Annotated in this window: 12 protein-coding genes; 10 read left to right on the top strand and 2 right to left on the bottom strand. The window is 54.3% G+C overall.

What is annotated here, in order from left to right:
* Positions 1-9 precede the first annotated feature (9 nt).
* The 8 genes from O1V65_RS03755 to mobC all read left to right on the top strand — a co-directional run bounded on the left by O1V65_RS03755 (position 10) and on the right by mobC (position 7953).
* Positions 10-693: a VirB8 family type IV secretion system protein gene (locus O1V65_RS03755; RefSeq protein ID WP_269130192.1), complete on the top strand. Its 684-nt coding sequence runs from the start codon at positions 10-12 to the stop codon at positions 691-693.
* Positions 693-1580, top strand: coding sequence for a P-type conjugative transfer protein VirB9 (virB9, locus tag O1V65_RS03750; RefSeq protein WP_269130509.1), 888 nt, complete (start codon positions 693-695; stop codon positions 1578-1580). Before O1V65_RS03755 ends, virB9 begins: the two co-directional genes overlap by 1 nt.
* On the top strand, positions 1577-2881 hold the full coding sequence (gene virB10 / locus O1V65_RS03745) for a VirB10/TraB/TrbI family type IV secretion system protein (RefSeq protein WP_269130191.1): 1305 nt from the start codon (positions 1577-1579) through the stop codon (positions 2879-2881). Before virB9 ends, virB10 begins: the two co-directional genes overlap by 4 nt.
* Positions 2871-3899 (top strand): P-type DNA transfer ATPase VirB11, encoded by a 1029-nt coding sequence (gene virB11 / locus O1V65_RS03740; RefSeq protein WP_269130190.1) that lies wholly within the window; start codon positions 2871-2873, stop codon positions 3897-3899. The genes virB10 and virB11 overlap by 11 nt, the downstream gene beginning before the upstream one ends.
* 49 nt (positions 3900-3948) lie before the next feature.
* On the top strand, positions 3949-4251 hold the full coding sequence (locus tag O1V65_RS03735) for a TrbM/KikA/MpfK family conjugal transfer protein (protein WP_208951908.1): 303 nt from the start codon (positions 3949-3951) through the stop codon (positions 4249-4251).
* 18 nt (positions 4252-4269) lie between these two features.
* Complete coding sequence (locus O1V65_RS03730; protein WP_208951907.1) at positions 4270-4575, top strand: hypothetical protein; 306 nt, start codon at positions 4270-4272, stop codon at positions 4573-4575.
* A gap of 748 nt (positions 4576-5323) precedes the next feature.
* A complete protein-coding gene (locus O1V65_RS03725; RefSeq protein ID WP_269130508.1) occupies positions 5324-7195 on the top strand; it encodes a type IV secretory system conjugative DNA transfer family protein in 1872 nt (623 codons plus the stop codon).
* 11 nt (positions 7196-7206) lie between these two features.
* Complete coding sequence (gene mobC, locus O1V65_RS03720; RefSeq protein WP_269130507.1) at positions 7207-7953, top strand: MobC family replication-relaxation protein; 747 nt, start codon at positions 7207-7209, stop codon at positions 7951-7953.
* Positions 7954-8443: 490 nt separating this feature from the next.
* Here mobC and O1V65_RS03715 read toward each other — a convergent pair whose 3' ends face one another.
* Positions 8444-9388 carry an ArdC family protein gene (locus O1V65_RS03715; protein ID WP_269130189.1) on the bottom strand — a complete coding sequence of 315 codons (945 nt, stop codon included), beginning with the start codon at positions 9386-9388 and terminating at the stop codon, positions 8444-8446.
* A gap of 592 nt (positions 9389-9980) precedes the next feature.
* Complete coding sequence (locus tag O1V65_RS03710) at positions 9981-11273, bottom strand: BAR domain-containing protein (protein ID WP_208951921.1); 1293 nt, start codon at positions 11271-11273, stop codon at positions 9981-9983.
* Between the two features lie 228 nt (positions 11274-11501).
* On the opposite strand from O1V65_RS03710, the gene O1V65_RS03705 reads away from it, so the two are divergent.
* Positions 11502-12278, top strand: coding sequence for a HamA C-terminal domain-containing protein (locus tag O1V65_RS03705; protein WP_086523376.1), 777 nt, complete (start codon positions 11502-11504; stop codon positions 12276-12278).
* Positions 12265-15765 carry a DEAD/DEAH box helicase gene (locus O1V65_RS03700; RefSeq protein ID WP_269130188.1) on the top strand — a complete coding sequence of 1167 codons (3501 nt, stop codon included), beginning with the start codon at positions 12265-12267 and terminating at the stop codon, positions 15763-15765. The genes O1V65_RS03705 and O1V65_RS03700 overlap by 14 nt, the downstream gene beginning before the upstream one ends.
* Positions 15766-16174: the final 409 nt, after the last annotated feature.

The raw sequence follows: 16174 nt of genomic DNA, 5'->3' as shown, positions 1-16174 counted from the left end.
TGACTCACCATGTCTGATATTCAGCACATCATTAATGTCTCGCGCTCTTTTGAATCCATCCTGCTGGAAAAGGAAGAGCGTTCCCGCAAAACCGCCTGGCGGGTGGCCGCTGCCGGGCTGATTCTGGCTGCACTGGCAATTACGGCCATGATTATTCTGCTGCCGCTGAAAACCACTGACATTGAATTGTGGTCGGTGGATAAACAAACCGGTCGTTATGAGTATATGACACGCCTTAAAGAGCGGGATATTGCGTCTGAAAAAGTGCTGGCTCATTCACTGGCGGCACACTATGTCCGACTCCGTGAAGGGTATAATTATTTCTCCCTCCAGCGTGATTATGACGACGTACAGTTATTTAACAGCGACAGCGTGAACCGGGATTATCTGGACGGGTTTAACGGCGACCAGGCTCCGGACGTTGTTTTTAATAAAGCCGAATATGTTGTCTATATCGACATTATTTCTAATGTGCATGCGCCTGCCACCGGACCGGATAACCTGGCAACACTGCGTATTAAGCGCACTCTCCGCCGTATTTCTGATAATTCAGTGAAAACGGACTTCTGGAATGTCCGCCTCACTTACCGCTATGTCCCGCATCAGCAACTGACGGACAGCCAGCGTGAAGTGAACCCACTGGGCTTTATCGTCACCAGCTACCAGCGCGATAAAGAACTGAGGAGTGAATGATGCTGAAAAACATCCTGCTCCTGACGGGCTTACTGGCGTCATACGCGACATGGAGCGCCGCCATCCCGCGCGGCAGCGGCTATGACAGCCGGATGCAGAACGTATCGTATAACAGCCAGAACGCCACTGTCGTCAATACCCGCCCTGGCTACGTCACCACGCTGCTGTTTGACGACGATGAAGCTGTGATTGATGCGCAAGCCGGTTTTCCCAAAGGCTGGACGGTAACGAAAAGTGATAACCGGGTGGGCGTCAGCCCGAACCCCATCACCCAGCCGGTGACGGACGCCAGCGGCAACAACGTCAGCCAGGTATTTTTGCCCACGGCGAAGGACTGGAAGACCAACCTCTTCGTGGTGACATCAAAGCGTGATTACAGCCTGGAGTTGAACGTGCTGGACCACGATTCATCCGCGCAGGCGTTCGTTATCCGCTACCACTATCCAGTCGAGGTTCGCCAGCAATCCGCCGCCGCCAGCGCCGCGCGTCAGATGCAGCAGCGTGAAAGATGGGAAAAGCAGCAGATAGCGGCTGCATTGGGACAGCCCAGCACCCCACGCAACTGGCGCTACACCAAACGGGTAGCCGCTGGTTCGACGTCCATCGCACCGGATTTTGCCTGGGACGATGGCCACTTCACCTGGCTCGGATTTTCGCCCATCAGAACCCTGCCTTCCGTTTTTCGGGTGGTTAACGGACGGGAGCAGGCGGTCACGCCCCGGACAGTTAAGCAGGGTAATTACACCGTGATGGTGGCGCCGGCAGCGCCACAACTGGTGTTGCGTTACGGCACTTCGGTGGTAGGGATCGAAAACGACGGATTCGGGCGCATCCCGATAACCCGCAGCGACACTGTTTCAGCGTCCGTTACGCTGGAGGCGAAATGACCGATAAATCTGTCCCGGACGAACCGGAAAAAACCACCGCAGAGCGGGAAGCGGAAGCCCGCGAACGCGCCCGTGCGACAATGGCGTATCAGGAATCGGAGCAGAAAACACCACCCGGCCAGCCGGAAGTGACCCGTTTTCGTAAGGCATCCGGTCGCCGCACGCTAATCGTCAGCCTGCTGAGTCTGGCGCTGGTGATCGCCCTGGCATCCGGTGGCGATCGTCTTTTCAGGGCATTGAAAGGGGGTAATGAGAAAGAAGCCGACACCGCGCCGCCGCCCTCCACCGGGAAAACGCTGCATGAGCGTCAAAATCTGGGCATGGACAGTAACCCGTTTGGCCTGTTCGGGCCGCACATACAGGACGGAACAGACCCTGCCAGCCATGCCGTCACTTCCGCACCCACCCCGCCACCGGCACCAACCGCCCTGAACAAGGCAGCCGCGCTGGCTGACGGGGTGAACAACGCCCGAACAATGCCGGGCGATAATGCACGCACGTCCCCGGGTGAAACGCGCAGCCACGCAGAAACATCCGACAGTGGGTCATCATCCACGACGTACACATCCTGCCCGTCAGTACTGACCAGGGGGAAGGATGGCAGCCTTCGCTGCCCGGAGACTGCCGCGCCGGAAACGGGCAACAACGACAATCCGGGCGTCGCCCATGTCACCGGCGTCAGACGACTGGGTCTCGATCCTGATCTCTATATCCCGGTGGACCGCTATATCCCGTGTTCGATGATGTGGCGCTTCGTGTCCGATGTTGGGGGGCATATTTCCTGCCTGGTCAGTGAAGATGTTTACAGCGCCAGCAACCATGTGACGCTGATCCCGGCGGGAACGGTCGCCCGTGGCATCTACCGCACCGGGGCACTGCAGCACGGACGCAGCCGGATGTTTGTGCTGTGGACGGAGCTGCGTACGCCTGAGCCCGGCAGCCTGCAAATCCCGCTAACTGATACGCAGGCCAGCGGCCCGCTCGGCGAGGCGGGGATCTCAGGTTGGATCGACAACCATTTCTGGGAGCGCTTCGGTAATGCCCTGATGCTCAGTACCGTGCAGGACGTGGCTGCGGCGGCGTCGGATGCTGCCCCGGGGAAAGACCGCAATACCGACTACACCGAAAACACCCGCGCCGCCACGGCGGAAATGGCGAAAACGACGCTGGACAACAGCATCAATATCCCGCCCACCCTGTACCTGAATCAGGGTGATGTCATCGGCATCATGACCGGCACCGATATTGATTTCTCATCCGTCTGGCAGCTGCGACTGAAAAAGAGGTGGTATGAACGCTGAAAATCTGTCGCTGGATTTTATGAAAAACCAGCTGTTTGGTGATTTTATTGCGCAGGACGGCCTGACGGAAATTGCCGTTAACCGGCCGGGTGAACTGCATACCAAAATCCGGGGGAAATGGCGAAGACATGAAGCCCCGATTACGCTGCGCCAGTGTTACGCCTTTGCCAGAGCGCTGGCGTCCTGGCAGGAAGATAATATCGACGACACCTCGCCGATCCTTTCCGCCACGCTTGAATCAGGCGAGCGCATTCAGGCCATTATTCCCCCGGCCTGTGAGCGCAATACCGTATCCATTACGTTGCGCAAGCCCTCATTCGGGCAGAAAACGCATCAGTCATGGATTGATGCGGGATTTTATAACCGGGTCAGCGGTCTGGAGCGAACGGAAGGCAAAGATGTTGAACTGACCCGCTATTATCAAGGTGGGGATATTTCCCGCTTTATGGAAAAAGCGGTGGAATACGGCAAGACGATTTTTATCGTCGGTGAAACGGGCTCCGGTAAAACCACCTATATGAAAACGCTGCTGCACTCTATTCCCCGGCACCTCAGGCTGACCACCATCGAGGACAACCCAGAAATCCGGTTCTATCACCACACCAACTATGTCCATCTCTTTTATCCGGCGGATGCCGGGGATAATGCCATTGTCACGCCCGGCAGACTGATACGCGCCAATTATCGTATGAACCCTGACCGGATATTACTGGCTGAAATTCGCGGTCGGGAAGCCTGGGATGCACTGAAAATCGTCGGTTCCGGGCATGAGGGATTAATGACCTCCCTGCATGCGGGCAGCCCGGAAGAATGTATTGAAGGGCTCATTGACCGCTGCTATGAAAATCCCGACTGCCGGAACATGCCTTTCGACGTGCTGTTACGCAAGGTGCTTAAGAGCATTGATGTGATCGTCAGCATTGATATTCACGGTGACATACGCCGCATGAGTGATGTTTATTTTAAACCCCTTCATCTCAAAGACATGAGAGGTGTATTCAGAAAAGGACTCCAATAAATAACATATCCAAATACGCTACCCTCGTTTAAATATGAAGGTGACCGAAATGAAAAAAGCAATATCCTCCGCATTATTGCTCTGCATTATGGCGTCATATTCAACTTCCGTCATGGCCGCTGACGCCTGTGAAGTGGTGTTATGCATGTACGGTAAAGCCACCGGGAACGGCGGCGGCAATGAATGCCATTCGGCCGAACGTGCATTCTTTAATATCGTGAAAAATAACAAGCACGGTTTTCTGCCGGAGCATACTGCCGATGCCAGAAAATCGTTCTTACTCGAATGTAATTCGGCAGACCCGACCATTATCAGCCAGATTATCAGTAAATTTGGCCGCATGCGTGGTTAATTAACGGAGGTTATCTTTATGACGAAACCGGGTTTTATTCAGCATCCCTGGACACATCAGCGCGGGGATTCCATGCGCGCAGCCTGTGTTATTGAGCACATTGAAAATGAGGCGATGCGTGGATGCGGCCTTTATTATGAAATTTATCACTACCGGATTATATGCCTGTTATTGCAATTACTGCAAACGCTGAACCCCACTGACAGAATAACGCTGACAGAGGAAGCCAACCGGCGAGGGTTTACGCTGGATGAAACCAGCATTAAAGAAAGTCGTCAGTGTTATTCTGACATCATCAGGGAAATCCGCGAGAGCCACTATTAATCCCTGTATTAATTTTATTCGCAGGTCCCCTATAGCGGCAAAATATTTCAGCCGAATCAGGCTTAAGGCGTGGTGGTTTTCCGGTTTTTACGGCCCAGCACATTTTTCGCGAATTAAGGCGTGAAGAAATGCGGGCCGTAAAAATGAGGCAGCGGACAGAATTATTTTCGCGGGTTAAGGAGCGAAAATAGTTCAGGCACCGCGCCTCACCGGCAAACAGCCGCGCCCACGCGGATTTTGCCGGCCGGGGGGAGCCGAATAAATTTCGCCGCCCCAGCGAGCGAAAAGCTGTCGCCCACGACAGCGGTTTATTTGGGGGGCATCGCCCCGCACACCGTCGCGGCTAAGTCTCCGGCCAAAAGCCGGTAGCGTGGCGCGACCACCCTCTTTAAAGGTCAGCTTCCCTTTTATTCCCGCTGCGAGGAACGAGCAAAGGGAAGAAAAAGGCGAAAGCGACCGTCTTAAAGGGGGTGGTCGCGCGTAGCGGGCGACGGTGTGCCGCCGTTGACGTTGGGGGTTTTGGCGTGGCGTCCAGCTGCGACATTACCCCCATGCGACATATCATAAGGGCGTCCAGCCCGCATGAACTGGCGCAGGCCGTTTCGAGCAGTAAAGCATGCTTTCCTGCACATGGCCGCATAGCGGCCACCTTCTTTACCCCGGACGTTCGCCCCGCCTTTTCGCCCGACACCGTGGGGCGAATTGATGGGGCGATGTCATGGGGAGAACCGCTGACGAAGGAGGCATCGTGATTTTGAATAAGCTGGCCGTTTCACTGTCGCCGATAGTGAATGGCGCGCTGAGCTTCATTGCTTTTATGCAACAGCATCAGCTGATGCTGGCGCTGTTATCGGGGCTGACGATGCCGTTTTTCGCGTCGATGAAAAGCGATGAACGGCAAAAAGCCCCGTTGTGGCAAAAGCTGATTATTGCTTTCTCCATAGTCTGTTTTCTTTGCGGTACGATGGGGCCGGTACTTATCTGGATTTTCCAGTGGCTTTATCGGGGCCGTGTTATCGCCAGCATTCCCGTTCTGGCATGGCCGGTGCTGATTACCTTTACCGTAACAGGTTTTATTTTCCATATTCTGCTGCGCAGGGTATTAACCCCTGAATTAGATAAAATAAAGAAACGCCTCGTCAGGAAAACCACGCTTGAACGGGAATTACGCACCGATGTCCGTACTGTGAAATCCCTGCTGCCGGAAACATTGCATTATGACCCGCTGGATTATATCGACCTGAACAAAGGGTTATTTATTGGCATGGACCGCGATATTCAGCCGATGTACCTGCCGTTAAAAGACTGGCAAAAACAACACGCGGATATCATCGGCACCACCGGCGCCGGTAAAGGCGTTGCCACCGGGATATTACTTTACCAAAGTATTCTGGCCGGTGAAGGCGTATTTGTTATGGACCCCAAGGATGATGAATGGGCACCACACCTTTACCGAAAAGCCTGTGAAGATGCAGGGAAGCCCTTTGCCTTAATTGACCTGAGGAAACAGGCATACCAGTTAAACCTGATTGAAGAGATCACCGCCGATGAACTGGAAGAGCTTTTTGTTGCTGGTTTCAGTCTGGCAGAGAAAGGTCAGGAGTCGGACTTTTATCGCATTGATGACCGGAAAGCGGCCCGGATAGCCGCGCAGTTTGTCACCCGTAATACTGCCTCAACCATTCGGGATGTGTATAACGGAGACTACGTTCAGGGCATTGCAGATAAGATAAAAGCCTTTTTCGGGAAAATTGAAGAGCTGGCCTTACTCAATGCCATTAATGCCCCCACCGGATTTTCGCTTAATACGATATTTGAGGAAGGTGGTTGCTGTTATGTGATTGGTTCAATGCGCAACAGCAAAATCATTACCGCGCAGCGCATGCTGCTGGTTCGCCTGTACCAGCTGGCAGAAAGGCGTGAGCGAGTGAAAGACGTGCCCCGCCCCATTGCTATTTATCTTTCGGAACTGAAATACCATTTATCCAGGCCCGCGCTGGAAGGTTTAGGCGCGGCACGCGATAAAGGCGTGCATATTATTATGGACCATCAGTCGATTGCCGATTTAAAAGATTGTCCGGCAGATTTGAAAGGTGACGCCGTTGTCGGTGCGGTGGTTGAGAACGCCAAATTCAAACTGGTTTACCGTGTCATGGACCCGGACACCGCGGAATGGGTAGCCAGGATGTCAGGCACCATATTAGTCGATGATGAGGTCCGCAAAGCGAAAACCGATGCCGTGCTGACAGAGACTATCGACGATGAACGCACCATCAGGCAGGCCGAGCGTTTCTTTACCGACAGCAATATGATCTTGAACCTACCCGATTTTGTCAGCTTCATCTTTACGACAAAAGCACTCCCGGCTGCTTCGCTGATTTCGCCCATCAGGGTGAAAAAACGCGAACTGGAGATCAGTGCAGTGCCGCCCGCGATTGCCGCCACCGCCGCAACGGTAAACATCACCCTGGATTTTAACGAGGAGGAAACCTCCCCCCGACCGTCATCAACGCCGGATATCACCAAAACTCGGCCTGATCTTTTTTTTGATACGGACGAAAAAGATACAACAACACCGATTGCCGATAAAGAGGATAACCCGTCATTGCTGGATTTTTAAAGGGGGGAATGATGCTGATCACCGCATACCGCGAACGCCAGACGCGACACCGCGAAAAAATACAAAAACTGCTGAATTTCCTGAAAGAAGAGACGTACAGTGACTTTAAAACACTGATGCTTCTCTTCGGCTTCAGGGATCATAAATCGCTGTATTCCCTGCTTTCAAAAGTCGAGGGCATGGGGTTAATACAAAAGCACGTCCTGGTATCACGCACGATGAAAATTTCATTGTGGGGCATTACCAGTGACGGGATAGCCGTTGTGTTAACACCCGACGATGCACTTTTCCCGGCGCGGTTTGAGCCGTCAAAAGTTACCGGCTGGACGCTGGAGCATCACCTCGATAATCAGGTCGCCCGGATCATCCTTGAGCAAAAAGGCGCATCCGGGTGGATCAACGGCGATCGCACAACCTTCCTCAGTCGTTACCAGGTCAGTCACCGGCCGGATGGGCTGATCACCTTTCCCGGCGGCACCGTGATCGCCATAGAGACCGAGCGCAGCCTAAAAACTAAAGCCCGTTATCAGTCGATCATCGCCAGCCATTTACTGGCCCGGACCCGTAAAGACTGGATTTACGTTTTCTATATCGTGCCGGATCCGCAGAAAAAGCGCGGTCTTGAACGGTTGTTTGACAGCATCCGGCACGTCATCGTTAACCACCAGCACATCCCGCTGGAAACCCGCCACCGAAATGTCTTCCGCATCTACACGCTCGACGAGTTGCAACGGCTGGATTTAGGCAACTTCATATAGTTGTTCTGTATCACCAACTGCCCCAACCAGCCCACCAGCAGTGCAACGACCAGAAGTAATGCCCTACCGAAATACTCCCCCATCATCAGAATAGACAGGAGTCCAGAATGGACAGAGAAACTGACCGACTTTCGGACGTACTAACCGAAATGAGCGCAAAAGCGCTGGTCACATGGATGACGTGACCTGCTCCCCATTGTTTCATACATTTCGATAAGAGTAAGCTTTTGAAACCTCTCCCTTAGGTCGTTGCCGACTGTAAGGTTGAATTTTGTTTTAACAGAGAACACTGCCAGATCAAGTCTGAGGCAATATTTATAAAGGGCTGAGCGGGCTCTTTGCCGCCCGCCCTGCAGCCTGAGAATTTTCCTGGCATCAAGTACCAGGAAAATTCTCAGGGGGAATTATACCCCCCTGAAACAAGCTTTACTCTGCCCACTTACCTACAAGATTAAAGCTACATTCTTTTGTGGCTTCTTTCCCCCTGCCCTCAGGCTTTATCCACCAAATAACGATGCGCTTTGGATGCCGCGCTGGCGGCCTTGAAAATATAGCGTTTGTCGTTCTTCAGTGCTTTCAGCCAGGAAGCGATATAGCTTTCATGCTGCACCTCTCCAACGATCCCCAGATCCGCCATCAGGAACGCGCTTCCCAGTTCGGCGATCAACTCCTCAAACGCATACCCTTCACTGCCAAACTTCCCTTTCATTTCACGGTTCAGCCGACTTTTTGCCCCGCTCCAGTGAATCAGCTCATGCAGACCGGTGGCGTAGAAATTGGCAGCATCGGTAAAAAGACAACGTTCCGGTAAACGGATTTCATCGGTTGACGGTGCAAAAAAGGCGTTTTGTCCCTTCTCAATGATGGTTGCACCACTGTTACGGAAAAGCGCTTCCGCACGCGGTAACGGCTCAAAGGTCTCTGCCGGACAAACGGCCTCGTCACTCAGAGGCAAACCATCAATTTGCTCAACATTAAACACGGTGAACGTATTCAGCATCGGGATATAGTCAGTTTCTCCGTCGTCATTTTCCTTTTCCAGCGTGGTATAGAAAATGGCGGTAGTGCCGTGTTCTCCCTTGCGCACCTGCCCGCCTTCCGCTTTTGCCTGCTTGTAGGTCATCCAGCGCGAATCACTGAATCCCTGTTTTGAGGCACTGCACCATAGCAACATGATATTCATTCCACTGTAAGCAGCACCAGTCGCGTAGTTTGAAGGTAATCCTGACATGCCTGGTACGCGCTGCCACGGGCAGGACCACGGCTTAACGCCTGTTTCAAGGGCAGAAATGATGCTGTCAGTGACTGTCTGATAAATATCTGTTTTGGTTCTGGAAAATTTCGTTTTTGAGGAGCCTGACTGCTCCAGCGGGGATACGCTGGTCGCCGGTGCGGGGTTAGGGGCGCTAGTCTGGGTATGCAGGGAAATAGTCATGGTTTTTTCTCCGTCAGTGGTGTGATTTTCGTCTTCGCATCGCCTGACGGTTCGCTTTCCCGGCATCGTTCCGGCATGCAAGGGCGCAGAATGTGTGCCATTTACCCTTGCAGGACGGGCTGTGTTGGGAAACGATTAACCGGAAGCTGATACGGGAACGGAAATCACATGGGAGATAAAATCTGACCGGCATAACCAGGCGTAGCGCCCCTTGGTTCGCGGCGGTGACATAGGTTTGGGGTTTGGGGTTTGGGATTTTGATTTAACGGCATTAGTTCAGACCTGAACTGTCAGTCGGTTTTAAAGAGTAGCGGACTTCATAATCCTGTTTTTAATCATTACGCAACGGCTACAACCGGTATACTCGCTCTGGATATCCGATATTCGCATGCAGGGGACCGGACTACTGCCGTACTACAAATCCCAATGAAAGAGAGGTATAGCGAGCGGCTGATTAAGGGTGGTAGTATTAAATTACTCATTGCTTGAACCTAACCGTCAGCCAGTAATATTTTGCGCTGAATGACACCCCTCACCCCTGAAACCTATAACCTATAACCTATAACCTATAACCTACGGAATAATAATATTATTATTTTATTAAGCGCTCTTGCGGCGTTTTCCACTTCAGCAACCTTTCAATCGCCGTATCCTCTGACAGGAACTGGCGAGCCAGTTGTAGCCGTTTCATAACCTGCACCTTTTGCTCAACATCAAGCGTTGCCGTATCTGATTCTGCTTCGTGAAAAAACTGTTCCAGTCGTTTATCTTCAGCCCACTGAACCATAATAGATTTGAGCTCGGCACGGCTGGCACGGTATGCTTCCTGTTCCCGACCTATCCGCTCCTTTTCAAGATATATGGCTAATTCCCGCTCACGCTGGACACACCGCTCCTCAGCTTTGATTCTGGCCTCTTCTAGCTGCTTTGAAATTAGCGGAACAGCCTTCTGCATCGCCGAAATCATCTTAGGGATCTGGCTAATTAACCCGCACTGTTTCGTCTGCCGGAACGGTACCAACCATTCTGCGGAAGAATAAGGCGAGTAAAGCTGCAACAGAAATCGTCCGGTAGGTAGAGTATGTTTTGATACGTGTATCAAAAACTCACTATTTTTCCCCCGAATCCACCGTCCCATCTGTTCGTCACGAATATAGCGGTTTTTGACTTTTTTCGCCGGAACATACTCCGTCATTTCAGCAAGATTAAACGCAAAGTACATATTACCGACACAAATAATACTTGGCGTATAAGGCCGCCATAAATTCTCCAAGCGATATCCTCCCGCTTTTAGATCTTCCATAATATCAATATCCGTACGATGTAGCCTTTCTCCCGGAGCATCCAGCGTTACCCGATAACCCTTTTTCCCCAGAGCTTCAATGAACCGGCTCAGGAACTCAATTGCGTGCTCAAATCCCGTATCAGAAACGTTGAGATCCAGTAATTTCTTTTTCAGAGGTTTATAATAGCCATCTTCTGTAACCGAAGAGACTGGCAGATACGTTTTGAGATCATTTATCAATCCATAGCCATTACTCGTAACAGAAGCTTGCTTTGGGGCGACTGAAGATGCTGATTTTGATACCGTAATGGCAGGAAATTGCATTGATGAATTGCCATTCTCGCGTCCCTTTTCCACCTTACCCTTTCTCAGAGCGGGCAGAGCTGGAATTGCAGGCGCAGTCCCATTCGCAAGTGCCTTCCAGTAACCGGCAAGCGGCCTGGGTATCCGCATTTCGCTGCATCGTTTTGCCAGTAACTCAGTACTGATGTCATACAACACAGTTATACGTTCCGCGGGCTCGCTCCAGACCAAGTGGTACAGCGTTTCCCGATCCTGGGGCAAAGTCTGCGCGGCATCGTGTGGATTAATCTCTGACATTGCGTCTCCCCTCCTATAGGGTACATTATCTGAAATCTTTGCCTGTTGGTGATTGAAAGAAATCTGAGCGGCTTCCCATTGATTGGCGCGACTGAAACTGAGCGGGAAGAGATTGACGCCATTTTGCAAGATACGTGGTAAAGCGCTGACGATGGGTTCTTTCAATAAGCCGATTTCGAATCGGGAAAATCTTGACGTTATCAGAACTGATTGATCGGGAGAAGCGCCGTGGGGCTATATGAGAAGTGGTGTGAGTCTATTAAAGAAAATGACGAACGCAAGTATTACTGGACGTATGTCGAGAAGGACGGCGGCCGCGATGATATCCGGGAGGACCTTGCTGAGACCATTCGCTCGCACTACGACCGACTTGAACGCATCGCCGATGACGTAGGGCGACTAGGATACAAGGTTGCTGCCAAGATCCTCAGCGAGGCAATGCCTAATACCCCCAAGGGCCGCTCTGGCGACCTCGGCGAAATCCTTGCGACTGAACTAGTGGAGGAAGAAATCGGTCTGCGGGTACCCGTGCGCCGGCTCCGTTACAAGGACGGCCGTAACATGGCCATGCGCGGCGATGACTTCATCGGCGCGGGCTACCAAGGCGATAAGCTCTGCCTGCTAAAAGGTGAAGCTAAAAGTAACCAGAAGCTTGGCAAAACCACGGTCACCGCCGCCCGCAAGGTCCTCGACCGCGACAATGGCCGCTGCACGCCTGACTCGCTGCTGTTCGTCGCCAATCGCCTGCTGGAGAGCAACGACGCTGGCGATAACGCACTGGGTCGCGATCTTCGCGACGAAGTGGGTCTTAAGTCCATGCGAGCCGATCGAATCGACCATATGCTCTTCACCGTGTCGGGTAACGGCCCTCACGCTTCCCTGAAAGAGAACCTTGAAGCCGCTGGAGTCAACAGGGACCACTACGTCGTGAACATTCACGTCAAAGACCATCAGGATTTCATTGCAGCAATGTACCTAGAGGCGGAAGATCTTGGAGACGACTGAAGAATTAAACACCTTCCTGACGGCTGCTACAGTTGACGGTATTCTCGGGCGTCTCCTCTATCGCGGTGCAGCTTGGTCGTTGATGCGCAAGGATGGTGTATTGCCGCGAAATGCTCCGCCACTTGGCGCAACCATCGAAACAGATCTTGCCGAGCACGGTTTTGCCCTGCTTCGAGGCGCAATGGCACTGCGGGCTCAAGCTGGTGTTTCGGAACTCACTAGCAAGGCCTTTGAACACGCAGCCAACGCCTTCGAAGCTCTGGTGCGCAATGGTAATCCAGAGTCGCCTGAACGAGGATTCCGCCGCACCATTGCAGCTGCAGCCTACCATCTAGCTGGCTTCTCGGCCGTTGCCTTTTCAATCTTCAACGAGACAGAGGAAGACCTTAACGTCTCACCCGGCGAAATAGCGATCCAACACTTGATACTGCGCGATCTCAACCAACTTCGCGGCTTCGTTCGCGACTGGCTGGATGACGGGGCTCACAGCGATGAGCAGATCGCGACGGCGCTGCAGGGCGAAGACACTGACGTCGACGAAGTGCTGTCGACAATTCTCAATACGACGATCTGCCGTGCCCTAGCATTTTTCGATTTCGCGCTTGAAACCGGCGAGGTCGAGCCGATCGAAACCGCACGAGGGCTGCTTACCACCGCTGTCGAGCTTGCCAACAACGCTGAGAACGTCCCGCTGTGGTGGATCTCGAACCTCTGCCGTCACCTGATCGACGACCTGTGGCAACACTCGCTACATCAGAATTTGCCGACTGAGCCACCCGAGGGTGCGGAGGAAAAATATCCCGACCTGCGGCGGTTGTTTATATCTTCACTTTACGCCCGCAAGACCTCGGAGGTGGAGCTATGGCCATCACAGCGCGAAGCCGCCCAGCGCTCCACAGACGTCACGGACGATCTGGTCGTCGCCCTGCCGACCAGCGCGGGCAAAACACGGGTGGCAGAGATTGCCGCGTTAATGACCCTTTCCTCCGAACGCCGGGTGCTGATCGTCACACCGCTGCGCGCTCTTTCGGCCCAGACCGAACGATCCTTCAGGAAGACCTTCGCGCCACTGGGGTTTGGTGTCTCTTCTCTCTACGGCGCCAGCGGCCTTTCGGCCGGTGATGAAGACGCCCTCCGCACACGGGAGATCATCATTGCGACGCCCGAAAAACTCGACTTCGCGCTGAGAAGCGACCAGACGCTGATTGACGATGTCGGCCTAATCGTCCTCGACGAAGGCCACATGATCGGCCCTAGTGAGCGCGAAATCCGCTATGAGACGCTCGTGCAGCGCCTACTTAGGCGTACGGATGCGGCAGAGCGCCGAATAGTTTGCCTTTCCGCGATCCTGCCAAGCGGCGACGAACTCGACGACCTTACCGCATGGATTCGTTCCGACGAACCCGGAGAGCCTGTGCGTTCCGACTGGCGCCCAACGCGCCAGAGATTCGGCGCGCTTACCTGGCGAGGTAAGGACGCGTTGCTACGACTCGATCTAGACGACGATGGCCCCTTCCTTGACAAATTCGTCGCGGAAAAACCAGCGCTAGGGAAGGAGAAGAAGCCCTATCCACGCAAGAACTCGCACCTCGCTCTGTTCGCGGCATGGGAGTTCGCGAGCCAAGGCAAGCGCACCTTGATCTTCTCTACCCAAGCAAACTGGGTCGAGAGCTACGGTAAACAAGTCGTGGACCTCTGCAAGCGCGGCTATGTGGACTCGTTGCTGGAAGACGAGGCTCCGATTGCCCGCGCCCTAGAAGTCGGCAAGGAATGGTTGGGCGAGGATCACCCAGCCGTGGCCAGCCTGAAGGTGGGCGTTGCCATTCATCACGGCCGACTGCCGAGCCCGTTCCTACGCGAACTGGAACTGCTCCTATCCGAAGGAGCGCTAAAGATTATTGTCGCTTCGCCGACGCTCTCGCAGGGCCTCAATCTCAACGCTGCCGTGCTGCTTGTGCCCTCGCTATATCGTGCCTCAGAGAAGATCAAAGGCGAGGAGTTCGCGAACGTGGCCGGCCGCGCCGGACGTGCATTCGTCGATGTCGAGGGGCTGATCGTCCATGTCATGTTCGACAAAATCAAATGGAGAAAGAAAGAATGGAGGGAAATGGTCGCCTCTGCCAAGGCCAGGACGCTTAAAAGCGGCCTTATCCAGATCGTTGCCGAAATCCTTGAGCGTCTATCGCGCGAGGGCGTCTTGGATCGAGATGACGCCTGGGAATATCTCGCCAACGCCCGCGAGGCTTGGAGGTCACCTGACGAAGAAGCAGGGGTGGCAGAACGACTGGCCGCCGCAGTGGAATACGACGCTACCACCGACGATGAAGACGAGACGGACGACGAGGAGGAAACCATCGACGAGGAGCCCCTGTCTCAGCTCGTCGAACGCCTCGACGCCACCGTATTCGGTCTGATCGAAGCCCTAGACGCTGATCGCGCCGATCTACCTAAGCTTCTAGACGAGGCGCTCAGGGGGTCACTCTGGGCTCGCCAAATTACTCGGGAGGACGAGGATGTCGCTCCCCTGCACCGGAAGGTATTCGAAGCACGCGCTGGTCTCATCTGGAAAGCCACCACCACCCCAACGCGACGCGGGCATTTCGCTATGGGAGTTGGGCTCGAAGCTGGCCTCCTCATCGACGCTATGGCGGACGAGCTGGCCGAACTCATCGACAAGGCAGACAGTGCAGCGTTGAGCGGCGACATCAACGAACTCGCCGATGCTCTCGGCGGACTCGGCGAACGCCTGCTGTTCATGCGGCCCTTTATCCCTGACAAGGCGAACGCGCTGCCGCCGAACTGGAAAGCTATCCTACGTAGTTGGGTGTCCGGGGAAGAAGTCTCCAAGATCGGACCGCAGAACATGCGGGCGGTCGAAGATGCCTTCACCTATCGGCTAGTCTGGGCGTTAGAAGCCGTCCGCACTCGGCGCATTTCCTTCGGCTGGTCGCCGGATACGGTGGCGGGCGGTGCTGCGGCTGCGGTCGAAACCGGTGTGCCCCAGTTCATGATGGCGATGCTGATCCGCGCAGGCCTGCCGTCACGGCGCGCGGCAATGGCGGCCATCGAAGATGCTGAGCCAGTCTTCGTCACGCCCGCAGAAATGCGGGCCTGGCTTGAATCCGACGAGATTACGGCCAAAACCGACGCAGGCGACTGGCCAACACCCGACACCTCCGCGTTATGGGCCCGCTTCCGAACCGAAGCTCTCAGCGGAGGCATCCAGAAATGGTCCGTCGAACGCTACAAGCGCCTACTCGATACCGAGTCCTCCCCGCCCGCTGGACTCTATCGAATCGTCACCGACGAAGGGGACGCGCGGACTTGGCTGGTAACCCCCGACTACCAGCGGATCGCCGTCTTCAAGAAGCCAGCGGTTGATCCCAAGCCCAGCCTATTCTCTGGACGGTTGCCGGGCAAAACCCGGCTCGTGGATGCTCTACGCGTCGGCCGCGGAAAGTTGCGTTGGCCGGCTGCCGACTCCTAAAAGGGAACGGCCAAGATGCTGTATGCCTGGATCGACGACCAGAAGCGCGTACCTGTCGCGAATGGAGAGCGAGCAACCTGACGCGACTGTGGCGACGTGCTAAACGCCGTTATGCCTGTCGAGAATGCGCCCCACTGGCGGCATAAGGCGGACGACTGTGATCCCTGGAGTGAGCTTGGCACCTCGGTTGGAAAGAACACTTCGATATGTCCTTCCGCGAAGTCGCGTTGCGCGACTCAGCGACGGGAGAACCGCACCGAGCTGACATCCTGGTCCGCAGCGGGACCCCGCCCGTGGCTTTGACCACCTTGCTCATGTCGTCCTTGGCTTTTGCAAGCGTCAACGTGTCCCGGTTCGCGCATTGGATGATGGTCTTGCATGCCGGCTGCTCATCAAATGGTTCGATACC

The organism is Rouxiella badensis, assembly GCF_026967515.2.
GTDB lineage: Bacteria > Pseudomonadota > Gammaproteobacteria > Enterobacterales > Enterobacteriaceae > Rouxiella > Rouxiella badensis.
The sequence above is the reverse complement of the archived record's forward strand: the minus strand, read 5'-3'. Positions and strand labels throughout refer to the sequence as shown.